The following is a 23,852-nucleotide window of genomic DNA, read 5'->3' as shown; positions in this document are numbered from 1 at the left end:
AATTGCCGGTCATTCCCTCTGATTGTACTCACGCGCGAGAACTGCTTAACCGGACTTTGGCGGTGTGCGGTATCCGATCATCGACAAGAGCAATGGTCAGATCCTGCTGCTCGACACCATCGATTGTAAGGCCCTCATTTTCCATATCACCAGCTGTCTGTGCAACGGTAATGTGATAGATCGTTTCGCCATAACGGTATTTCATCGTGAACGTATTCCATTCCCCAGGCAGGCAAGGGTTGAAATGCAGTTTCTTATCCTCCAGTGAAAGGCCAAGCAATGTTTCCAGCATCAGCCGGTACAGCCAACTGGCTGAACCCGTATACCACGACCATCCGCCGCGGCCCGTATGCGGAGGAACCGCATAAACATCAGCGGCAACCACGTATGGCTCGGTCTTGTAGACCGAAACCGTCTCCGGTGACCGCGCATGGTTCACCGGATTAATCATCTCCAGCAGCTCCCATGCACGCTTATGATCTCTTAACACGGCGAAAGCCATCGTCGCCCAGATGGCCGCATGGGTGTATTGTCCGCCGTTCTCGCGTACGCCGGGCACGTAGCCTTTTATATAACCCGGATTCAAGTGGGACTGATCGAAAGGTGGATCAAGAAGTTGTATGAGACGAGCGTCGCGACGCACGAGATGTTCACTTACCGCTTCCATTGCCTGCCGTTGGCGCTCGGCAGAGCCGGCGCCGGACAACACTGACCAGCTCTGCGCGATCGAATCGGTCCGGCATTCGGGATTACTCCGGGAGCCAAGAGGAGAACCATCATCGAAGAAGGCACGGAGATACCATTTTCCATCCCAGCCGTGCTGTTCGATATTTTTACGTAAGCGATCAGCTTCCTTTTTGCATCGCCCGACAAACGCCGTATCGCCATATCGCTCGGAAAGTTCTGAAAACTGTATAAGATTGTCATACAGGAAGAAAGCCAGCCAGACGCTTTCGCCACGCCCGTGGAAACCGACAAGGTTCATTCCATCATTCCAGTCGCCAGTACCCATCAGTGGAAGACCGTGTTCGCCGAATCGCAGGCCATGCTCGATGGCGCGCACGCAGTGCTGATATAAAGTTGCGACCTGTTCGGAGTGGACCGGCAGATCATAGTACGACTCCTCGTCCACCGAAACCTGCCGACCTTCCAGAAAAGAAACCGACTCATCCAGCACTCCGATATCGCCGGTGGTGGCAACATAACGACAGGTTGCCAGAGGCAACCACAGATAGTCATCGGAACAGCGGCTTCGGATACCGCGCCCCGCTGGTGGATGCCACCAATGCTGGACATCACCTTCGATAAACTGACGAGCCGCCGACCGAAGCAGATGTTCGCGGACAAGAACGGGCTCAGCGTGAACAAGCGACATCACATCCTGCAGCTGATCACGAAAGCCGAAGGCTCCTCCCGACTGATAGTAACCGCTGCGTCCCCATAGCCGGCAAGCCATGACCTGATACACCAGCCAACCGTTGACCATCACGTTTACGGATGGATCGGGCGTTTCCACTTGTATCGTACCTAGCGTGCGAAGCCAGTATTGACGCACTTTTTCCAGTGCCTCATGCGCAACCGCGATCCCACGGAAGCGTTGAGCAAGCTGAAGAGCATCGTCAGCATTGAGCCCGGCGCCCAAACGAAATGGGATTTCCCGCGTCTGACCATCCAGCAATTCAAACGGAATACGGATAGCGCCACAAGGGTCGAAGCCCGCCCCCACCTGGCCCGAGAGGTCCTTCGAGGCCATCGCAGCGGGGTTCGTCAATCTGCCGTTGCGCCCGATAAACTCGGTTCGGTCGCCAGTCACACTGCGCGTATCATCGTCGACATCAAAAAAAGCGACGCGACCCGAAAACTCGTTGTTATAAGGATTGCGCGCAAGCAGAACTCCACTTTCGGGATCTATCTCGGTAACGATGTGCATTCTGCTCTTGGCTGGCAGATCGCCCAGTACCCACTCGACGCAGCCCGTTGCCGAGAGCTTGCGAGGCCGTCCGGATTCATTACGCACTCTCAGTACCGCAAACTTTACCGGGGCATCCAAAGCGACATAGATTTCAAGCTCTGAACGAATGCCACTCTCGATGTACTCGAAAATACTGTAACCGAATCCATGCCGCGTAACATATGGCGCTGCTCCCGGCTTCGGTAGAGGTGTCGGCGACCAGAAATTGCCGGTTTCTTCGTCCCGCAGGTAATACGCTTCACCACCGGAATCGCAAACCGGGTCGTTGTCCCAGGGAGTCAAACGGAACTCGTGCGCATTTTCATACCAGGTGTATGCTTGCCCGCTCTCGGAGATAACAGTGCCGAACTGCGGATTTGCCAGAATATTCGACCACGGTACAGGTGTCGTCCGACCCTGCCCTGTCGTTATGACGTACTCGCGCCCATCGGGAGTGAAGCCCCCAAAACCATTGTCGAAGAGCAGTTCGCGGGGCGGCGGTTCAACAACTTGATCGGGTTCTGGCTGCCGAATGGGCGCCAGCCTTTCGAGCGGACGCGGCAATTCGACCGGGAGCCGGCGGGTCAGTTGCTCCACCAGATTTCCGTTGGTGTCGAGAATAATCACGCGCGCGACGGTTTGCATCAGGATGCGATCTTCCGAGGCAATCTGCTCGGCGCGGCGGATGAAAATACCGCCGGGACGATCGAGCACGTGAGCTTCTGCACTGCCCGCGATAAGCCCCATGATGTGGTCGTGCAGGAGTTGCCGATAACTTGAATGGTCCTCATTCCAGATAACCAGGTCGACGGCCAGCCCCTTTACGCGCCAATAGGAGTGTGCCTGTATCAGCTGCCGCACCAGATTGAGATTAGCGGCGTCGCTGATCTGGAGCAGCACGATTGGCAAATCGCCAGAGATGGAGTATCCCCACAGGCCCGATTGACCACGCTGATTCCTGATAAGCACAGCGTCATCAGCACGTAGATAGGAACTCGCGTACAGCACCGAACCGGCCAGTCGGCCGAACAATTGTGCATCTGTCTCGGTAGCATTGAGTTGATGCAATACAACCAGACTGTGCGTCCATGCAAGATCGAAGACGCGATTCGTCAAGTGCTGATCCTGATACTTTTCGATCAGATGCATGGCGGCGTGGCGGGAATCACCTGCTCCGGTAACAATATCTATCGTCGCAGACTCCCCCGGTTCGACGGTCAAGCGTTTGCGGATCGCTACTATCGGATCCAGAACCGAGCCTGCGCCGCCGGAAAGTGGTGCGGAATCGGTCATCGCCTGCGGCGCGGACACATCGTTTCCGCGTCCGATAAACGCCATTCGATCCGTCTCATAGGAGGCGGCTTCGGTAACAACGCCATGGACCATCATAAGGTGGAACATCCAGGGAACCGCATCGCTTTGCGAGCGCGGTCGCCTGCTGCATACGATTGCATGTCGGTCAGGCAAAATTTCCGTCTGTACAAAAAGATTGCCGAAGGCAGGCGCTTGTGCGTCAGCTGCCGGTGCCGCCAGCACTACCTCGGCATACGAGGTGATTTCAATTGTCCGACTTGTCCATGCGCGATTGGTGATGCGAACCCGGCGAAGCTCGATATCATCTTCCGGCGATACGGAAATCTCGGTATGAGTATCAAAATCGAGGTCGCGCCGTCGGAACTCGACCCGTCCTTCTGAAAAGACGACTCCGTAACGCTTGGGTTCCTTTAATGTGGGCTGGTAGGTATTCGACCAGAAATCTCCACTCGCCACATCGCGCAGATAACAGAAATTGCCCCAGTAATCACACGTGCTATCCTCCCGCCAGCGGGTAACGGCAAGGTCCTTCCAGCGACTGCTCCCTCCTCCGCTATTGGTTACCATGACGTGATACCGGCCATTGGACAGAAGCTGTACTTCGGGAATAGCCGTGTTTGCACTCGATAGTATTCGCATCGGCATGTCCGGAAGTTCCTTGCTCACCCGCACATCAGGGAGCTCGGCGGCTTGCGAACGGAAGACAGTAGCCTTGGGAATCCGTTCCTGTAGCAGCAACATTGTTGCTTGAAATAAGGGCTCAGACTCAAAGCGCCGCTGCATGGGCCGATCCAGCAACACATACGCGAGGGACAGCAGGCTCATACCCTGATGATGGGCCATGAACGAACGCACCACAGCGCGCGTTTCGCCGCGCCGCAGCCGTGATGGTGTATAGTCGACGGCCTCATAAAAACCGAATTTACCCGCCATATCCTGGGCAGCCAGTTGCTGAAGGTTACGACACGCAGCCTCGGGCTCAACCATTAATGCCAGCACCGAAGCGTAGGGTGCAATGACCAGGTCTTCCCCGAGACCTCGCTTGAGTCCCAGTCCGGGAACTCCAAACGCGCGATACTGGTAATTGAATTGAACGTCAACCGCGTTGTAGCCCGATTCCGAGACCCCCCAAGGGACACCCCGTTCCTCGCCGTAGGCAATTTGACGCTTGACCGCCGCCTTGCAGGTCTGATCAAGAAGCGTGTTATCGAAGGTCGGCATCACCAGCAGTGGCATGAGGTACTCGAACATCGAGCCGCTCCAGGAGAGCAATGCGGCCTCTCCGCCGTAGGTGGTAAGGATGCGCCCCAGAGCGAACCAGCTTTCCTGCGGCAATTCCCCTTGCGCAATCGCCACAAAATTGCAGAGCCTGGCTTCGGATGCAAGCAGATCGTAGTAGCTGCCATCCAGTCGATCTTCCCCCGCGTTATATCCGATCGAAAGCTGTCGTTGCGCATGACTGAACAGGAACTCGTACTCCATTTGCGCCATTTCACCTGCCTGAAGCGCCAGGCGTTCGAGATTTGCCAGCCAGTCGCGCGCTACCTCGCTACCCTGGCTGGCGAGTTGCCGTAACGAGGGGATCCCGTCCGCATGCATTATCCCGGTTTCATCTTGCGCTCCAACCAGGGCGGGCTGCGGTACAAGGCCGGTTAATTCTGCAAGTGCGCTTTCACATTGCTTATTCAAAACCATCGCCCATTCATGAGCTTCGCTGGAAGTATCAGCAGCCGGCTCTTCGGCAATCTCGCGAACGATTTCTCTGGAGCAGGCCACCATCCAGTCAAGATCAGCATGCGCCCTCGCGATTGTGACCGGGCGGGTCTCTGCTGCAACCGCGAGCGCCATGCCGAATTGTGCGAGAGAGGAATTTGGAGCCATGGGACCGGCCGTTTTTTCCACTATCCGCAGCGTATCGGTCAGCCCCAAAAACAATTGTTCACTGACAATGGGTGCATCGGGTATCTCCAGAAGGCCGGCGCGCATTGTCAATAGGTGACCAGCCAGGTTGCCGCTATCCACTGTGGAGATATAGCGCGTCAATGGCGTCCTTGTTTCTGTATCGTACCAATTGTAAAAATGACCTGAATGCCGTTCCAGTGTTTCCATCGACTGCAGCATTTTATCGGTGCGGTCAATAAGCTGCCCGGCACCGACATAGCCGAAGTCGTAGGCGGCAACGTTGGCAAGCAGCGCCAGACCCATGTTGGTCGGCGATGTCCGCCGCGCTGTGGTTGGGACCGGATGCTCCTGAAAATTATCGGGGGGCAGCCAATTATCCTGTGGTCCGACATGAGTTTCAAAGAAGAACCAGGTCCGCCGTGCAACGTGGCGCAAGAAGTGTATTTGCCCATTGGTCAATTCCGAGCTTCGCGGCGGCAACGGCCGGCTTACCCACCACGCGATAGCGGGAGATCCCGCCCATAACAGCAGTACAGGCATGGCAACTATTAATGCATAGGGCTCTGTCATCACCATTCCCGTCACCGCCAGAACTACGGTCACAGGTGCTATCCACATAGATCGAAAGGATGCACCAAGGCTGGTAGGCCCATTCCTTTTGATCGCGGAGCCTGATTCGCGCTCGATGTAGTGGGAGGGATTCCACTCGAGCAGCCGGCGGTGTGTGATGAAAAGCCGCACGTGGGTGCGTATTACCGCGTCGAGGCTGAAATAAGCCTCGTATGGAAGACAGGCCAGTGTGAATAATATTTGTCCGAAGTGCCGTCCTGCCGCGCGCATTGAGGTGATAGCGTGCGGCCGCCACGCGACTTCGACCGGTTTCTTCAAAAGATCAGAGATGACGTCTATCGCGGCAGGGATAGCGAGCACACCAATAACGATCAGCGTCCAGAACCATGCATGGGCCAGTGCCATCCATCCTAGCAACAGGAGTAGCGTCAACGCGGCCGGCACAAGGCTGCGCCGAAGATTATCCATCAGTTTCCATCTGGAAAGCGCGGACAGCGGGTTTGGGTGATAGCTTTCCAGAGCTCCCGGTACCCGCCACAACAACCAGCTCGCGAGTTGCCAGTCTCCTCGAATCCATCGGTGGCGTCGGCTTACATCTGCACTGTAGCGGGATGGGAACTCCTCATATAACTGTACGTCACTTATTAAACCTGCCCGTGCATAGCATCCTTCCAGAAGGTCGTGACTTAGAATCCGGTTTTCGGGAAAGCGGCGGCAAACAGTCTGCTCGAATGCGTCAACGTCATAAATTCCCTTTCCGATAAATGATCCCTCATAGAACAGATCCTGATAGACGTCGGAGATAACCCGGGTGTACGGATCGATACCGGCCTCGCCGCCAAAAAGCCATGCGTATCTTGACTGATTTGTACTTGAGAGACTCACCACAACCCGCGGTTGCAGAATCCCGTAGCCCTCCGTTACCAGCATCGCATCTCCATCTGCGCGGATGGTGTCAAGCCTGGGGCGGTTCAGCGGATGAGCCATCGCACCAATAAGTTGATGGGCGGTCTCCCGCGGCAACTGGGTATCAGTGTCGAGCGTGATGACATACTTCACATTGGCCAGCACAGCTGTGTTGCCAACGATCAGGCAAAACGCATCGCCCCCGGCTCCCCGCAACAGCGAGTTCAAGTCCGCGAGCTTTCCCCGTTTGCGCTCCTGGCCCATCCAGAGACGTTCCCGTCCATTCCACCTGCGCGGGCGGTGGAAAAGAAAAAATTGACCATTCTGGTGTATTACGGTTGAGTCCTTTGCTTCAACCCTGCTATCACCAGGCGCACTGAAATATTTTTTATTCAGCTCTTCAATGCCGGCTCGAGCAAGCTTCAACAAGAATTCATCTTCAGGCAGCGTTTCCAGATTCGCGTCCTTGAAGTCAGTCAATAAACCGAAATCAAGGTTAACGTCGCGATTGGCCAAGAATCGTACTTCAAGGGCTTCAATAAGGTTAAAGACATCCGATTCGTTGGTCAGCATGGTCGGAACCACTACCAATGTCCGCAATGTGGGAGGTATACCCCTGGAAAAATCCATTCGTGGCAGCCAGTGGGGCCTCACCAACAAAGGGGTGGTCCAATTGACCAGTGATATGGCAAGCTGACCCATTGCAAAGAGCGACAGTATGCCTACTGCCGCCAGTAACCAACCGCTTGTACCGTCGAAGTACGCCTCGAGCAGCAGTAGACTGACCAGACTTAGCGTGATCAGCCCGATAGCGCCGAGATAACAGAAAAGCGGATACTGGCGGCCAGCCCGCCAAAATTTCTCTCGCAGCGATGGCAGTACCTGGGCTGCCTTCTCAAGGTCAGGCAAGCCTCTGTCAACCAGATAAAACCCGACATGAGCCCTGGCACTGTGGTTCTCGCTCGACGCAGCCTCCCGTGCCAGTCGGAGCGCCAGTCGGGCCACTTCCACTTCCGATACCGCGCTTGCCTTGGCCAGTCGCTCCACCGCATGTCGATAACGGTCCCGGCTCGCAAAATCCATTCGACCATAGATACCGTCCGGATCCTCTCGCAACGTCTGTTCCACAATACTTGTGGTTTCGACAAATTCACGCCAGTCGATGCCGCCTAGCTTGCGCAAACTATTAATACTGTTGGATATTGAAACCTGGTCAGCCGCCTGTTGCTGATTTCCCAGCTGTACCATCTGGTCGATGGTTTGATTCGATTCCGCGAGCCGCTGTTCGATCCAGGTCAACGGAAGCGCCAGCGCGGGGCCCTGCCCTTGCAGTCGGCGCGCCAGTTCGGAAATGAAAGGCGTGGTCATGGGCGGATTGGACCGCGCCATGTCAGCAATGACAAGAACCAGACTTTTGGGATCTTTTTCGGCAACCTGTGTGATTTCGTCAGCCCAGGCATCGGCAAGATTCCGGTCTATCCTTCCGGCCGCGACATGGACACCGACGCGACGGAGATTTTCGATCAACGCCAGCCGAAGCATGATCGGGATCGCCCATAATTCGCCCAACTGCAGGTTGGCGACCGCCTGATACGCAGCGACAAAACGCCTGAGACTCTCCGTGTCTACCCTCCCATCGCCATGCGAGATCGCTTGCAGGGCAATGTCATATACCCGTGGCAGATTTGCGGAAGTCCCATTTGCCAGAAGAGGTAATTCTCGGCTATAGCTTTTCGGAAGATGACGCCTGGCCGTACGGATCTGCTCTTCTATTAGATAGAAGTTGTCATAAAGCCACTCGCCTGCTGGCGTTAGCAGCTGATCCGCTGTTACCGCTTCAGTCAGCACATTGCAGATATCGAACAGCGTATTTTCGTTTTCATCCAGTCGCGCCAGAAGCTGAGCGGTGCCACGGCTTGAGGATACCTCGTGGGACGCCGCAAGGATGCCTCCATATAGTTCCATCTGATCGCCGCTGAATAGCTCGGAGCGTAACGGCAGTTCTTCGCTGATCGGTGCGGGTTGTCTTCTGATTTTACGAAGCCGGGCAGTAAGGGACGGTAAAAGCCCGGAAACAGGTGTGTCTCTAACTTTCAATTGGAAGATTCTCCGGCCCACGATTCATTCAATAGCGCGATCAAAATACTAGCCTTTGGCGATGGGAGACAGGCATGGGACTTTGTAACGTCGTGATCTCGTCTTGATTCCGGAGGTAATATGATAAACCTCCCCCGAGTGCGTAACTCCCTCAACCACAGAGCGATGGCGATGTGAGGGGAAAGAAGAATGCTTCCGGAGATATTACCAAGCTCCGTGCTGCCGGCAAAAATTTACATGAAGTAAGGCTTGCCGTTCAGTCCCATGCAATCTTTACTTGGTTTGCATGAAAATTTTCGCAGACCCGCGGACTGTAAGGCACCGTACCCAACATGTGCCACATGTATTTCTCGGAACCTCTGCAAGGCTTGATAGTCAGCGTGTTGTTGCAGCCTTCACCATTTGTCAGGTTGCTGGGGCGCCACGAAACCCCGCTCTTTTATTCGGCTTGGGTGTAATGATAAAGTCCTAACTCATCTGTAGTATGTACGCTAGCGCACAAAATGCTGACCCATAAAAATGGAATACTCGCAAAAGCTCTACTTGACAGGGTTGCATCTCGGGATAGATGCTATCATAAGTCTGGGAACCGGCTGGCAAGAGGAAATAGGGAAATAGGTCTGAAATAGGATCCGGGAAACAGGAGTCCCGAGCATTTGCGATTAGATTCCATTTTTTTGCGCCGGCTGCGCTTATTTTTTACATTTCTGTAGCGGATGCTTAGTTCTCCCCCACATCAGCCTAACCAGAACCATCTCCTCGCCGCTCTGCCGGCGGCCGAACTTGAACGTTTAAAGCCGCATCTCGAACTGATCCATTTGCCACTTGGTGATGTTCTTTGTGAATCCGGCGGGCGGCTTCCCTACGTCTACTTTCCCACCTCCACCATCATTTCCCTTCACTACATTCTGGAAAATGGCGCATCGTCAGAGATCGCGGGAGTAGGCAATGAGGGCATGCTCGGTATTTCACTATTCATGGGAGGCGAAAGCACACCGAGTTGGGCCACAGTGCAAACGTCCGGCTACGGCTATCGACTGAAGGCCGCGCTTCTGTTGCAAGAGTTTAACCAGGGAGGACCAGTCCAGCGCTTGTTGTTGCGCTACACTCAAGCACTTATTACGCAGATTTCCCAGACAGCAGTATGCAATAGGCATCACACGATCGAACAACAGCTATGCCGCTGGCTTTTATTGACGCTGGATCGATTGAATTCCGAGGAATTGGTCATGACTCAGGAATTGATCGCCAGCATGCTCGGCGTGCGACGGGAAGGCATTACAGAAGCTGCTGGAAAATTGCAACAAGCGGAAATTATTCGTTACCGTCGTGGCCACATTACGGTACTGGACCGAACCGGGCTGGAAGCACACGTTTGCGAATGCTATGACGTCGTCAAGAAGGAATTTGACCGCCTGTTTCGCGATGTGCGAAAGTACTAGTACTCACTGCCAATATCCTTCCGACGCCTCAATCTCCTCCGCCTGACATTTCCAGACAAGCAAAACTCGATTTCAAGTTTCACCTCCAGCAACCTCGCCGTTGAAGCATTCCTTCCCTGTAAAACTCCCTGTTGTACGACAGCTGGCAAATCACGCCTTATTCAAAGATTCCGCAATGTGCGATGACGTACTGAATCGCGCCGTCCGCAGAAGTATTATCGAGGTTCACTCGAACTACTGATTGCTCATTTTACTTCCCGGATTACGAATCGTGCCGTCATGAGAACCCGTACAAAGAGAAGATTGTCGGTCTTCAGCGCGATATTTGTGCTGCTTGTCATAATTTTTGTCATCTGGTTTGACTGGAATATGATGAAGCCATATATAGAGCACCAGGTCACCGAAAAAACAGGTCGCGAATTCGTTATTCGAGGCGACCTGGATGTCAGGTTATCGCTCAACCCGTTGATCAGTGCTGAAGGGGTATCGCTTGCCAATGCGGAATGGGGGACTGAACAGCCAATGTTTGGAGTGGATAAGGTTGCATTCAGGATCAGCCTTTGGGATCTGCTTCTGGGGGACATCGTATTGCCTGAAGTATCCGTGTCCCACCCGAAAATCATCCTTGAAAAAAGTGCAGATGGAAAGCGTAACTGGGATTTGAAAAAAGAAGAGGAAAAGAAAGCGGAATTACCGGAAATCGGAAAGCTCACCCTGGATCAGGGCAAGCTTATCTTTCGCGATCCGAAGACCGAAACTGACGTAACGGCGAGCATAAACAGTGAATCCGGTGCGGACGTGCGAGATATGCCGCTTGATGTGGCCGCGGAAGGCAAGTTCACCGGGTTGCAGTTCAAAGCTCAAGCCCAGGGTGGCGCAGTAGTATCGCTCACGGACAAGACACATCCCTATCCCATCAAGGCGAGCGCTGAAGTAGGAACAACCCGCGCCACGATTGACGGCACAGTTACCCGGGTTGCCAAGTTGCCCGCAATGGACTTGAACGTGGATATCCGCGGCGAGGATCTATCCGCACTCTACCCGATTGTGGGGATTGTCATTTTCCCCTCGCCGCCATACCACATATCAGGACGGCTTTTACATCAGAAAACCGAATGGTCCATGAAAGGATTTTCGGGAACGGTAGGCAAAAGCGATCTCGGCGGCGACATACTTTTTGATACGGGTGGTGAGCGCCCGATGCTACGTGGCGACGTCGTATCCCAAGTTCTGGATCTGAATGATTTAAGAGGTTTTATCGGCGCCAGACGCGCGCCGCAACCGCAGGATACTCCAGCGGAGAAACAGGAAAAGAAAGCCTCGATAGAAGCTCAGCGGCACCGTGTGCTACCTGATAAGAAATTTCAGGTGGATCGGTTGCAGGCCATGGACGCGGACGTCAAGTTCACGGGCAAATCTATCCGTAACAAGGATTTGCCGGTTGAACATCTGGTGGCCCATCTCAAAGTGGACAACGGGCTGCTGACGCTCGATCCTGCTAACTTTTCGGTTGCAGGGGGAAATATCGTTTCAAACCTCACCATAAATGCTCGCAATGAAACCCCCGCCGGTGAAGCCGAGGTGGATTTTAAAAGGCTGCAGTTACCGAAGCTTTTCCCCAAGATCGAACTTACCGAGGGCAGCAAGGGTGTAATTGGCGGCAAAATGAAATTGAAGGGTCAGGGAGAATCGGTGGGTGCGCTTCTGGCGTCGGCAGATGGTCGCTTTGGGTTAATCATGTCCGGAGGTCAGATCAGTAATCTGATACTGGAGATCATAGGACTTGACGGAGCCGAAATCATGAAGTTTCTGGTTGCCGGAGACAAAAACGTCAAGGTTCGTTGCGCTGTAAGCGATTTCGATATAAAGAACGGCATAATGGGCAGCGAGGTCTTCATCATTGACACAGTCGATACCAATATCATTGGCGAAGGGCAGATAAGCCTTGTTGAAGAAACCATCGGTATGAAATTGTCCCCTCAGCCCAAAGATTTCAGTATTGTCAGTCTCCGAACGCCTGTCCATATTAGTGGCACTTTCAAGGACCCAACGGTATATCCAGACAAAATGTTGGCCATACGCATTGGTGCAGCAGTACTTTTGGGTATTTTTGCAACACCGGCTGCCGCACTGATACCGCTGATCGAGACGGGCCCGGGCGAGGATAATGATTGCAAGGCATTGATTGCCTCGGTGCAACAGCCACAGCCGAAGAAGTCCCAAAATAAAGAGACTCAAGCCGAGAAACCCTGACATGGAGCCGTGGCGCCAGGTGGCGGTGGCGTTCGTTCAGCAAACCCTGACTATTGAGTAGGTAGTACTTCATCCGCTCCCTCTCTTATGTGTGCCAGCGTACGGATCAATGCGCGGCGATCATTATAGTTGCCTATTATCTTTCTGATTTTCAGCGCTCACTCCTGAACTCCGAGTTTCGTTACTGACTGGCGTTGATTCTTAACAGGAGGTGGCATCATGCCACTCTTTATCTCGAGATATCGGAGTAGCTAGATATGAGTACGGTCGCGCCGCTATGCACGCATAAGCCGTGGCATCGTAGCAGGTACCGAGCTATCCTTAAACGTCGATCACGGAGGCATTGCCAATGGGAACCATAGAAATTCCTGAACAGCATCAAACGCAGCAACCAGGCCTGGAAACAGAGATGGAGCCTCAGCCTGACTCGACTGTTGAGGGATACAAAGGCAGTGGAAAGCTGAAATCCAAGGTGGCGATTATTACCGGCGGGGACAGCGGTATCGGACGTGCTGTAGCAGTCGCTTTTGCCAAAGAAGGAGCGGATATCATCGTTGCCTACTTCAATGAGCACGAGGATGCGAATGATACAAAAAAAGAAATTGAGCAGTGCGGAAGAAAATGTCTTTTAATCGCTGGAGACGTAGGAGATGAAAAATTCTGTAACGAAGTCGTGCAAAAGGCGACCAGTGTTTTTGGCCAAATCGATATCCTGGTGAATAATGCCGCGGAGCAACATGTTCGCGAAAGCATTCTTGATATCGATAATGCACAGCTCGAAAGAACTTTCCGCACAAACATATTTTCGATGTTTTATATGGTGAAGGCTGCGCTTCCCCATCTTAAAAAGGGAGCACGCATAATTAACACTACTTCGGTGACAGCCTATAAGGGAAGCCCACACCTGCTTGATTACTCCACCACAAAAGGCGCAATCGTTTCGTTCACACGATCGTTGTCGCTACAGTTGATCGAACGTGGAATACATGTTAACGCCGTGGCTCCCGGCCCAATATGGACACCTTTAATACCATCCACTTTTCCGCCCGAGAAAGTCGGAAGCTTCGGAAAAGATGTCCCGATAAAACGACCCGGACAACCTGACGAGGTAGCGCCTTGTTATGTTTTTCTGGCCTCTCAGGACTGCTCATATATGGCAGGACAAGTGCTTCATCCGAATGGTGGCACTGTAGTAAATGGGTAAAAATAGGATTGGTTTAACTGGTTCTCCGTTTGGAGCAACCTATCAATGTGACTGCGCGGACGGGACTTTGTTTGCCTGATCCGTACGAATCGAGCTTCACCATGTTTTGCCGAAATAAAAAGCTGCGTTTTCCCTCATAACCACCCCCGACAATGGCTTGAATAGTCCAGCGATCTAATGCTGTCATAGTGCTGGTTTCATCCAGGAAATGATTGAACATGAGTCAGAAACAGGTTTATGAAAAATGATTCAGGAAGAAAGGATAAAACGCCGATGCCGATTCAGAGATGCCTTTCCAGGCCTGTCGACTTGCGGATTACCGACCGCATTGCACGCCTGGCAGGGCGATAATCGGTATTACATTCTCATAAAGCACAAGAAACTGCATCGATAGAATAAAGAGCATTATGAAAGACTATCTGGAGAAGTTTTGAAATTATCGAAAGCTAACGTATGAAATCATCCGCTCATATTGTTGGGGCCGGCGGTATCGGCATTGCTGCAGCGGCATGTCTAGTGCGCGCTGGCTGGGATGTGACCATGATTGAGTCGAACCCTGCGAAGGTCGCCGCTGGGCGTCGCAATGAAATGATGCTCGATGGGCGGCCCATTCACCACGTGCATTTTGTCCACTTTGATCAGTGGATTCCGCCAACGGAGGCAGTGGTGTTGCTATGCACAAAGACATTCGACAACGCTCCGATCCTGCAACGCATCGCGAACACCGAAACATTGGTGCCAATCCAAAATGGCTATGACAAAACACTTGAAGGATTTCATCATCCCGCGGAAGCTATTGCTTCGTTTGTTTCCGAGTGTCCTGATGACCGCCTGAGCGCCCGCATTACGCGCACTGGATCGCTGCATATTGGCCCACGGCGCAAAGCAAGCAGCGGTGAACGTAAACGCATCAATGGGCTCGCCTCCGCGTTTACCGAGGGCAAACTATTTCCCGTCGAATGCGTTGCGGATATTAGTCCATTCAAATCAACGAAACTGATGTACAACGCAGCTATTTCACCGCTGGCGGCAAGCACCGGTGTTGATAATGCGGAACTTCTCATCGATCCGCTCACGCAAAAACTGTTCTTCGCTTTGTTGCGGGAAAATTATTCGATCCTGCGTCACGCCGGCCTTACGCTGGAAAAGATTGGGCCATTTCATCCCGATACAGTCATACGCATATTGCGAACGCCGTTCCTGCCCAAACTCATGGGACTTTTCTTCCGCCCTTCCTTGCGTGGAACATATTGCTCCATGAGTCCGGATATGGGAAGCGGTCGGACCGAGATCGATGCGTACAACGGGCACCTTGTTCGACTTGCGGGAAACTTTCCCTGTCCAATAAATGATGCCGTTATCGATCTGGTTGATCGAATCTCTCGCCAGCGGCTCCCCAAGGCACGAACGCACCTTCACCACCTTGTGACGTCTCTGCCAGACGGTGTTTTGATATGAATCTGGTGACAGGCGGTGCGGGATTCATCGGTTCACATCTCGTGCAGCAATTACTCGACGCCAGCGAAAGCGTGCGGGTTCTTGAACACCCTTCTGCTGCGGTAAATCATTTACCCCTCGAATCTATCGAACTTGTTCGCGCAGATATTCGCGATTCAGGAGCAATGCGCAATATTATGCGCGGTTGCGATCGTGTCTATCACCTGGCTGCTGATCCAAATCTTTGGCGTCACAATCGTCGTGAGTTTGACGAGATTAACCATATTGGTACTCTCAACGTGATGCGGGCCGCACTCGACAGCGGAGTGAGTCGAGCGTTGTATGTAAGCACCGAAAGTATTCTCTCATCGAATCAATCCAATGGTGGAGCCGTTGAGTCTGCGCGCTTTCGCGAAGAGGACATGATCGGGCCTTACTGCCTGAGCAAATTTCGCGCGGAACAAGCGGTGTTCCAACTTGCCGAGGCGGGCGCGCCGGTAGTCGTGTGCAGTCCCACATTGCCCGTCGGACCCGGCGATCGAAATAAAACGCCTCCAACTCGTCTTTCGGTTGCATTCTGTCAAGGAAAGATTCCGGCATATCTTGATTGTCGATTGAACCTGATTGATGTACGCGACGTCGCTGACGGGTTGGTGCGTTCGATGCAGCGAGGTCGACCTGGTGTTCGATATTTACTTGGGGGACACAACTATCGGTTAATCGAGTGGCTTCAAGTTCTTGGAAATATCGTGAGTCGCTCGGCCCCACCATTGACCATTCCCTATTCGGCAGCGCTAGCGATTGGTTGGTTCAGTGAGTTGTGGGCCGACCATATTTCACATCGCATGCCGATGGCAACTGTCACCGGGGTACGGCTTACAAAACGTTCCATGCACTTCAATCCTTCAGAAACCTTTGCCGAACTTGGTTTGAAGCCGCGGCCCATAGAGGACTCAGCAAGGGATGCCGTGGATTGGTATCGACAACAGCGTTGGATCTAACTCGGCGAAATCGCCATTTGGTTGCGGTATGTGCCCTGCTCCGATCTATCGGAATTATGTTATCGGTGCAAGCCCAAAAACCGCTTCTTCACGATTGAACACTTGGTCTTTTATGCAACAAATGTTTGAGCATGAGTCAGAAAGGAGGGTTTATGAGAAATGATTTAATCATGTACATAGCCGGAATATCTTTGATTGCCCAAGTATCTTTTGCTGACACATTTCCCCCGAACACATTTTCCACGGTGGCCTTAGCCAAAGAGCCAGAGCCGAATCAAGCAAGCGCGCGGGCGGCGATTGCCGATAATCCAGAATCGATATTTACCCCGGCCAAGTTCTCGCTGAATCTGGTCAAACCTGCAGCGTTTGATGCTGACCCCCGTCCAAGAACGGGCATTGTTAACCTCACTGGCGATCATCATTGGTATCTGTTCATGAAACAGGGGCAATCCGATTTTACATTTGCCGGCAAGACAGGTATCGCGTACCCCATCGCGACCAATACAAAGCTGACTTTCGTCGATGCCACGGCCGGTGTTGCAGTTGCGGAAGCTGTTCTGCCCCCGGATAAGGTGATCAGAAACTACAAGGTGAACTTGACGCCGGGAAAGCTGTACCGTATCGATGTGAAAGACAAAGCCGGATTCGCCATTGATTGGGAGCCGCAATTTACCATGACACATGTCAACCAGGAATTGAAGAAGCCTTCGCCATTTAACGACAGCTATGCCGCTTATTTCTACGTACCGAAAAACACCAGCGTGATAGGTGGATACTGGAAGAATATCGGAGCGCGCATCATTGATCCGAAAGGTACTGTTGCATTGACAAATACAACAGAAAACACCTACTTCTCATATCCCGTACCAGACGGAATGGATGGGAAGATATGGAAACTCGAACAATGTGCCAATAATTGTTATCTGATGACCGTACCTCCGGAGATCGCGCGTCATCCACGAGAACTGCTTTTGCCTAAAGAAGTTGTTAAAGCGGACAAACTGAACTAAGCTTTGGGCTAGTCAGCAGTTGGGCTAGCCGGCAACTTGTTCAGCGCAGAGAAGATCTGCTCGTGATCTGCTCATTTTTGCTTTTATAGATGACCTTACCGGCGCGTTACTTGGCAACCGCATACAATTACTGTAAATAAGCAGACGACCGGGTCTCGAGGCTGAGGAACAGGAGTAGCGCACTATGTTCAATTTAGGGTCCATGTTCAACTTAGGCCCCTCTGAGCCTGTAGTGGGCAAGGCGAACATTCTGATGGAATGTTCTGCCATAAAGGTATTCAAGTATATCGGTGAAGATCTTTTTGCGAATTATCCCAAATGGTCGCCGGAGGTCAAAGAGCTTGAGCAGCTCGGCGACGGTCCTGTGAAGCTGGGAACGATCGCGAGGCAGGTGCGTGTTGACCAGGGACACCGGTCGGAATCGAAATTCAGGATAACGATTTATGAACCCTATAAGCGCCTGGCCTTTGCCGGCCTCTCCGAACCTTTTCGCTGTATTTACGAGTTACAGGATGACCGTGATGGAAAGTCGGTCAAACTGCAATTTACGTTTGAATTACTTGAGATCCAGGTATTTATGCGACCGTTTGAGCCGTTGGTCCGCACCGCCGTTCAGGATGGCGCGGAACGCACGGTGCGAAACATAAAACGTCTGATTGAGTCCGAGGGCGCTGCGCCAAGCTGACCTGGCTGAATCTCCCGTAATTAAAAAATTCGGGTATCCGCCGCTTGTCCACATATTGGACTGCTCGGTGAAAATAATGGCTGTATAGCTTGACCACCCGTTTCGGTAAAAAGGGATTTTACTTATGACTCAGGAAGCTTCCATAAGCGCTAACTCGATGAAAATAGAAGATGACCGGCCGCTATGGGATGTTGTACTTGGAATCTACGGCTATCCCGCGTTACTGCTGGCGCATAAGCTGAAGGTCTTTCCCCTGCTCGCCAATGAAGCGCTGACGTTGCCCGCTATTTGCGACAAACTGAACATAAAGAGGCGACCCGCCGAAGCTATTTTAACAACGGCAACAGCGCTTGGCTTCTTGTCCCTGCAAGATGAGCGCTATTCGCTCACCCCGGTCGCGGAGCATTATCTACTTGAAACGAGCCCCAACTATTTTGGTTTCTTTTGGGATTTGATGATAGATGATGATCAAGTCCATTCATTTGCAAGCCTGAAAAGGGCGGTCCTCACGGATACCCCCCAGGTTTACGGGGGATCGGCCATCTATGGATCTCATGAGGATCAGGCTGAGCAAGTGCGCCGGTTTACCCGCGGCATGTACAGTTTCAGTATTACATCGGCATTTTGCTGGCCGGGCGTTCTGGATCTATCCAGTCACCGGATAATGCTCGACATTGGCGGAAGCTCGGGCGCGCATTCGATTGGAGCAGTATCGAAGTTGCCACATTTACAGGCGATAGTTTTCGATTTTCCGCTGGTATGCCAGGTCGCCAAGGAATTCATTGCCCGGCACAACCTGCAGAGCCGGATCAAGACATGCGAAGGCGACATGTGGAGTGATCCCCTGCCTTCGGCCGATCTACACTTTTATTCCTCTGTCTATAATGACTGGCCGCCGGATAAATGTAATTTTCTTACGGCAAAGAGCTTTAATAGCCTTCCATCTGGAGGGCGCATCATCATCCATGGCATGCTCTACAATGACGAAAAAACCGGCCCTTTCGCGACCGCTGCCTTCAGCATGTTAATGATGGGATGGACAGAGGGTGAGTCTTATTCTGCCCAGGAGTTGTCTACGATGTTGTCGGAAGCCGGGTTTCAAGACATTCAGGTGTATCCGGCTTTCGGTTACTATAGCGTGGTTACCGGTCTCAAGCCTTAGGTCCGATCGGTGTGTGCAAGGTTGACTAAATATTAAGGTTTTCCCGGTTCATTCTCTTCCGCGCGCATTGTCCGACTTGAATCCCAATTTCTTCATCGCCGGAACTATCGACTGCTTCGTCGCTTCATAGTCTGACCACGGATCGTTGCCTTTATCCAAGCGCTCATGGATATTGGACGCAGACCAGCGCGCGCCACTGGTAAGCGACTCCAGTTCTTCCCAGGTCACGGGCACCGATACGCCCAAACCAGGACGTGCACGTACCGACCAGGCCGACACGGTCGTTGCCCCGAAACCGTTGCGGAGATAGTCAATAAAAATTTTTCCCACCCGGTTACGTGGTCCGCTTTTCGCGACGAAACGTTGCGGTATGGTTTCGGCCAGGTGTTGAACAATGGCTTGAGAGAAGTCTTTTACGGTATCCCAATCGCGCAATCTCCTGATCGGCACGATAACGTGCAAGCCCTTACCCCCACTGGTTTTCAGAAAAGACCTCAACCCCAGTTCCTTGAGAAATACGTAAACAAGCTGCGCCGACTCCTGCATGAGCGGCCACTTCACGCCTTCACCGGGATCAAGATCGAATGTCATCCTGTCAGGCTTGCCAATAGCATTTTTTGTGGCGTTCCAGGTATGAAACTCGATCACATTCATTTGAGCAGCGGATAACAGACCTTCAGCAGTTTCAATTTCAAGCAATGGCTCATGCTCAGGATCCAGAGCCGGGTCAAGCTGGTTCACTCCCGGCATGTTTTCTTTTTCCCAATGCTTCTGAAAAAACAGTTGACCTGAGACCCCTTCTGGCGCGCGCACAAGCGATACCGGTCTCGCTTTGAGGTGTTCAAGCATTAGTGGAGCCACCAGCGAGTAGTAACGGATGAGGTCAATTTTCTTGAACCCTGTAGACGGGTCAATCACGCGGTCCGGATTTGTTATCTTCAGCGACGACAAGAGAGAAGCTTTAGCCGGTTTCGCTGATTTCGCTGTCTCGATATGCATCGGTTTCTCGCGAATAATGGATTCCGCTTTCTTGTCCGATCTTAAGCCATGAAAAACTGAATGGCGAATATGACCGCCCCGCGTCCATTCGCCAAAGGAAACTTCAGCCACTAGTGCTGGCGAGACCCAATGGGCCTTTTTATCGATGCCGCTCCCTTTAACGAAGGGGCAACGCTGAGCAGGAACCTTGTCCAGTTTCGCTTTAAGGTTTCGAAGCGTTTTATCGCTAAATCCGGCGCCTACATTTCCAGCATATTGGAGTTTCTTGTCCTCGTCATAGAAGCCGAGCAGAAGCGAGCCGATCCCTGTTCGAGAACCCTTCGGGTCCGTATAGCCGCCAATGACAAATTCCTGACGTTGCTTGCACTTCAGCTTTATCCACTCGGAAGAGCGGCGCGAGACATAAGTCGAGGTTTTACGCTTGCCGATAACGCCTTCCAGTCCAAGGCGGCATGCGGAGGCAATAATGTCATGGGGTGACGCATCGAAAATATCGCTGAAGCGTATCTTTTCCACGGGGGGCGTTTCAAAAAGCGTTTTCAGCAGTGCCCTACGCTCAACAAGAGGAACGCCTCTCAAGTCGTATCCATCATAGAACGGCACATCAAAGAAATAATAGATAATGTCTTGCGTACGTGAACTGTCGAATGCGTTTTGCAGAGCCTGGAAGTCAGGTATGCCTTTTTCATTCAGTACCACGAGTTCGCCATCGAGCCACCCGGGCTTCAACCTCATTTTACCTATTGCTTCTACCAGGCTGGGCATTTTATGAGACCAATCATGTCCATTGCGGGTAAAAATCCTGACCGATCGGGCGTCTATTCTGGTCAACATTCGATAACCGTCGAACTTGATTTCATAGATCCACTCATCCGCGTCATTGGGAGGTCCATCTACGAGCGTGGCAAGTTGAGGGCGCAACGTATGGGGAAGATCAGCTTTAACCACGTTTTCCGGCAAGCCCGTTTTTTGTTTTTTCCTGGATGACCCTCGTCTGGTACCGGACGATTCTGTATTTACCGGTTCTTCAATTTTCCGAGTCGCGGGGCGTTCAAGCTTGGCAACGCTCTCGGGCATTTCATCCACCACGCTATATTCGCTTGACGGACGGACATAATCATCTTTTTCTTTAATAAGTAGCCAGGCTTCCTGCTTTTCTTCTTCCTTGCTTCTCATGCGGACTAATGCCCAGTGCCCCTTCAGCTTATGCCCGCGCAACTCAAATTTCAACTTCCCGCCACGATAACCCTTATGAGGATCTTCGAGAGGAATCCAGGTTCCCTTATCCCAGATAATGACTTTACCCGCGCCATACTGTCCGGGTGGAATTTCGCCTTCAAAACTGTTGTAGGAAACAGGATGGTCTTCAACATGAACTGCCATGCGTTTGTCATTTGGATCGAAGCTGGGTCCTTTCGGGACAGCCCAACTTTTCATGGTTCCGTCGAGTTCAAGTCTGAAGTCGTAATGCAAGCGGGTTGCCCAGTGCTTCTGGACGACAAACGACAAAGCCGTCCCTTCCGTCTTACCGCTATTACCGGTGCCCGGGGGTTCTGAAGTTACAGTAAAATCACGTTTGGCGCGGTAGGTTTTGAGTGAATCCGATTTGGCCATGTGCTTTACATCACGCGCGGCGCTTGCGTGTACCACTGGCGTTGCCCGGTACGGTATCTGCTCCAGCCTTCGCCGACCTTCTCCCGGTGGTCGTGCCCCTATCTTCCTCATCTTTGTCTCCGCCCTTCTTCAGACTACGCTGGAGCAATTCGGTAAGGTCCAGAATTTGTGCGCTGCCACGCGCGGCCTCGGCTTCCTCTGGTTGAGCAACAGTTTGGATGTCGCCCGTTTCGACTTTCTCATGCACAAGCTTCATGATTTCATCCTTGAACGAATCACGAAATTGCTCGGGATGCCATTTGCCGCTCATGTCCATCACCAATTGCTCAGCCATTTTCAGTTCTTTATCGTTAATGCCCGCCTCTTCGGTTCCCTCTGGAGGAAAACTCAATTTTTCCCAGCTGCGTATTTCGTCCCCCCATCGCAACAGATTCAGCACGAGCGCGGGACCTGATGGCACGAGCGCAGCGAGATGCTGCTTGGTCTGAATAACCACCCGGGCAATACCAACTCGCCGGGTTTTGAGGAGAGCCTCACGCAGAAGCGCATAAACTTTGCCGCCTTTATTGATCGGAACGATATAGTAGGGTCGCTCAAGATAAACGAACGGAATGTCAGTGGCCGGCACAAACATTTCAATCTCAATCGTTTGAGTGGTTTTTGGATAAGCAGCCGCGATCTCCTCCTGGCTCAGAACCACATACTGCCCATCCTCATATTCGATTCCCTTGACAATATTCTCCTTGTCGATTTCTTTCCCGGTTTTCTTGTTAATGCGCTTGTACCCAACTGGATCCATGCTGCGCTTGTCCAGCCAGTCGAAATCCAGTCCCTGTTCTGAAGTGGCGGAATGAAGGGCTACAGGTATATGCACCAGGCCGAAGCTGATAGCGCCCTTCCATAACGACCGACTGCTTGTAGTTGAAGTAGCCATTGTTTCGTTTCAGTAAAGATAACGTCCCAAACCAAAATCAGGTACCGATCAAACGCGTTGATACTGATACCGCTAACCAGCCACCGCGCCTTAAGCGCCTTTAAACACACCTCTTCGGCTGTCAGAAATGATAATGGTCTATCCGCACCTTGATGTCTGTGCGGTCGCGTACCAAGGTTAATTGCCCTGGCAGCCTGTCGGACTTGAAGAATCGAAGCGAAAAAGTGACTGGGTGAGGACAGATTTTGAGGATTTTGAAGGCCAATAGTTATTCTATTAGCCGAAAAAGCGGCGAAATATGGACCAGCCAGACGCTTTTGCAGCCGATTTCCTTTAGGTCCGACAGGCTGCTAGTGTGTTCTTTCGTACGGAACGATCAGCTCCCGAATGAGACATTGTTCATTTTCGATCGGGCATCACCGAAGATGACGCCGATTTCATCGGCCAAGGGCCGAATACCGTCGAGTACATTTTGCAAATACTTTTCTAGGGACTGAATAATATGGATTATTTTAACCTGCTACAATGGCCCGCTATGGTAATCAACATACTTTCGGTCTGGCTGCTGACGTATCAATCCAGGCATAAGCGTCATGCCGGATTTCTGTGCTCGCTCCTCAGCAATGGCTTGTGGATTCTCTGGGGATGGCATGTTCAAGCCCTCGCGGTTATTGGCCTGCAAGTTGCTCTGGCCACGCTTAATGTTCGCGGCATTCGAAAAACCGAGTAAAGAAAGCACAAGTGCCGGGTCATCAATAACAGCGCCGTTCTCTCTTTTTCCACCGATGCTCCCTTGTTCATGCAAAGGGAAGTTCAAAATATGGAAAAATCACTGGCAATTCGAGGAAGCAAAATTTTCCTGGTATCCGGTATCGGCTGCCTGACTCTGGTGGTTGCTTTTAACAATGTGGTTGATTATCAGTCAAACTTCCTGTTTGTTCAGCATGTGATGTCGATGGATACCGTTTATCCTGGAAATGTTCTGAAACATCGCGCTATCACTGAACCTCTTCTACATTCCATAACCTACGGATTAATCATATTTACGGAATTCGTAATTGCCATATCGTGCCTTTCAGGCGCGTTGCGACTTCTTCAGCATATCAAAAGCGATGCCGCGGCGTTTGATAAGGCAAAATTTCTGTCCGTCCTGGGCTTGTCCTGCGGCTTTGGATTGTGGTTTTTCGGTTTTATGGTGATTGGAGGGGAATGGTTCTGCATGTGGCAGTCGCCGGACTGGAATGGCCAGGAATCCGCGTTCCGGTTTGTGGTTTCTATCGTCCTGGTGCTTATTTACGTCGCGCAAAGTGATAAAATCGCCGCATCGGCAACAACGTGAAAATTCAGGTCGCTCCGTGAAACGGTAGCGGA

13 protein-coding genes are annotated in these 23,852 nt (G+C 52.2%); 9 read left to right on the top strand and 4 right to left on the bottom strand.

The annotated features are described in order from the left end of the window. Window positions 1-28 precede the first annotated feature (28 nt). On the bottom strand, window positions 29-8,740 hold the full coding sequence (locus tag CRO05_RS08400; RefSeq protein ID WP_097066808.1) for a GH36-type glycosyl hydrolase domain-containing protein: 8,712 nt from the start codon (window positions 8,738-8,740) through the stop codon (window positions 29-31). A 716-nt stretch (window positions 8,741-9,456) separates the two neighbouring features. Between CRO05_RS08400 and CRO05_RS08395 the strand changes: the two genes are divergently transcribed. The 8 genes from CRO05_RS08395 (at window position 9,457) to CRO05_RS08360 (ending at window position 18,934) form a co-directional block, all read left to right on the top strand. After that, window positions 9,457-10,182 (top strand): Crp/Fnr family transcriptional regulator, encoded by a 726-nt coding sequence (locus CRO05_RS08395; protein WP_097066807.1) that lies wholly within the window; start codon window positions 9,457-9,459, stop codon window positions 10,180-10,182. A gap of 279 nt (window positions 10,183-10,461) precedes the next feature. Continuing rightward, entirely contained in the window at window positions 10,462-12,435 is a 1,974-nt protein-coding gene (locus CRO05_RS08390; RefSeq protein WP_097066806.1) for an AsmA family protein, read from the top strand. 349 nt (window positions 12,436-12,784) lie between these two features. After that, entirely contained in the window at window positions 12,785-13,639 is an 855-nt protein-coding gene (locus CRO05_RS08385; RefSeq protein WP_097066805.1) for an SDR family oxidoreductase, read from the top strand. Between the two features lie 453 nt (window positions 13,640-14,092). Then, on the top strand, window positions 14,093-15,097 hold the full coding sequence (locus tag CRO05_RS08380; protein WP_097066804.1) for a ketopantoate reductase family protein: 1,005 nt from the start codon (window positions 14,093-14,095) through the stop codon (window positions 15,095-15,097). Next, on the top strand, window positions 15,094-16,077 hold the full coding sequence (locus CRO05_RS08375; RefSeq protein WP_097066803.1) for an NAD-dependent epimerase/dehydratase family protein: 984 nt from the start codon (window positions 15,094-15,096) through the stop codon (window positions 16,075-16,077). The genes CRO05_RS08380 and CRO05_RS08375 overlap by 4 nt, the downstream gene beginning before the upstream one ends. A gap of 131 nt (window positions 16,078-16,208) precedes the next feature. After that, entirely contained in the window at window positions 16,209-17,087 is an 879-nt protein-coding gene (locus CRO05_RS08370; protein WP_146166034.1) for a hypothetical protein, read from the top strand. 184 nt (window positions 17,088-17,271) lie between these two features. Continuing rightward, window positions 17,272-17,772 carry an SRPBCC family protein gene (locus tag CRO05_RS08365; protein ID WP_097066801.1) on the top strand — a complete coding sequence of 167 codons (501 nt, stop codon included), beginning with the start codon at window positions 17,272-17,274 and terminating at the stop codon, window positions 17,770-17,772. A gap of 124 nt (window positions 17,773-17,896) precedes the next feature. After that, complete coding sequence (locus CRO05_RS08360; protein WP_097066800.1) at window positions 17,897-18,934, top strand: methyltransferase; 1,038 nt, start codon at window positions 17,897-17,899, stop codon at window positions 18,932-18,934. Window positions 18,935-18,982: 48 nt separating this feature from the next. Here CRO05_RS08360 and ligD read toward each other — a convergent pair whose 3' ends face one another. The 3 genes from ligD to CRO05_RS15505 all read right to left on the bottom strand — a co-directional run bounded on the left by ligD (window position 18,983) and on the right by CRO05_RS15505 (window position 23,286). Beyond that, a complete protein-coding gene (ligD, locus tag CRO05_RS08355) occupies window positions 18,983-21,658 on the bottom strand; it encodes a DNA ligase D (protein ID WP_235001351.1) in 2,676 nt (891 codons plus the stop codon). Continuing rightward, window positions 21,558-22,481, bottom strand: coding sequence for a Ku protein (locus CRO05_RS08350; RefSeq protein ID WP_097066799.1), 924 nt, complete (start codon window positions 22,479-22,481; stop codon window positions 21,558-21,560). The genes ligD and CRO05_RS08350 overlap by 101 nt, the downstream gene beginning before the upstream one ends. A gap of 520 nt (window positions 22,482-23,001) precedes the next feature. Further along, window positions 23,002-23,286, bottom strand: coding sequence for a hypothetical protein (locus CRO05_RS15505; RefSeq protein WP_159462711.1), 285 nt, complete (start codon window positions 23,284-23,286; stop codon window positions 23,002-23,004). A gap of 15 nt (window positions 23,287-23,301) precedes the next feature. Here CRO05_RS15505 and CRO05_RS08340 point away from each other — a divergent pair, with 15 nt between their 5' ends. Then, on the top strand, window positions 23,302-23,820 hold the full coding sequence (locus CRO05_RS08340) for a DUF2165 family protein (protein ID WP_097066797.1): 519 nt from the start codon (window positions 23,302-23,304) through the stop codon (window positions 23,818-23,820). Window positions 23,821-23,852: the final 32 nt, after the last annotated feature.

The sequence above is a fragment of the Nitrosovibrio sp. Nv4 genome, assembly GCF_900215485.1.
In the GTDB taxonomy this organism is placed as follows: Bacteria; Pseudomonadota; Gammaproteobacteria; order Burkholderiales; family Nitrosomonadaceae; genus Nitrosospira.
The sequence above is the reverse complement of the archived record's forward strand: the minus strand, read 5'-3'. Positions and strand labels throughout refer to the sequence as shown.

Bases quoted from the DNA above. Each gene is read 5' to 3' on its own strand.
- CRO05_RS08395 (WP_097066807.1), top strand. From the start codon at position 9,457: ATGCTTAGTTCTCCCCCACATCAGCCTAACCAGAACCATCTCCTCGCC.
- CRO05_RS08390 (WP_097066806.1), top strand. From the start codon at position 10,462: ATGAGAACCCGTACAAAGAGAAGATTGTCGGTCTTCAGCGCGATATTT.
- CRO05_RS08385 (WP_097066805.1), top strand. From the start codon at position 12,785: ATGGGAACCATAGAAATTCCTGAACAGCATCAAACGCAGCAACCAGGC.
- CRO05_RS08380 (WP_097066804.1), top strand. From the start codon at position 14,093: ATGAAATCATCCGCTCATATTGTTGGGGCCGGCGGTATCGGCATTGCT.
- CRO05_RS08375 (WP_097066803.1), top strand. From the start codon at position 15,094: ATGAATCTGGTGACAGGCGGTGCGGGATTCATCGGTTCACATCTCGTG.
- CRO05_RS08370 (WP_146166034.1), top strand. From the start codon at position 16,209: ATGAGTCAGAAAGGAGGGTTTATGAGAAATGATTTAATCATGTACATA.
- CRO05_RS08365 (WP_097066801.1), top strand. From the start codon at position 17,272: ATGTTCAATTTAGGGTCCATGTTCAACTTAGGCCCCTCTGAGCCTGTA.
- CRO05_RS08360 (WP_097066800.1), top strand. From the start codon at position 17,897: ATGACTCAGGAAGCTTCCATAAGCGCTAACTCGATGAAAATAGAAGAT.
- ligD (WP_235001351.1), bottom strand. From the start codon at position 21,658: ATGAGGAAGATAGGGGCACGACCACCGGGAGAAGGTCGGCGAAGGCTG.
- CRO05_RS08350 (WP_097066799.1), bottom strand. From the start codon at position 22,481: ATGGCTACTTCAACTACAAGCAGTCGGTCGTTATGGAAGGGCGCTATC.
- CRO05_RS08340 (WP_097066797.1), top strand. From the start codon at position 23,302: ATGGAAAAATCACTGGCAATTCGAGGAAGCAAAATTTTCCTGGTATCC.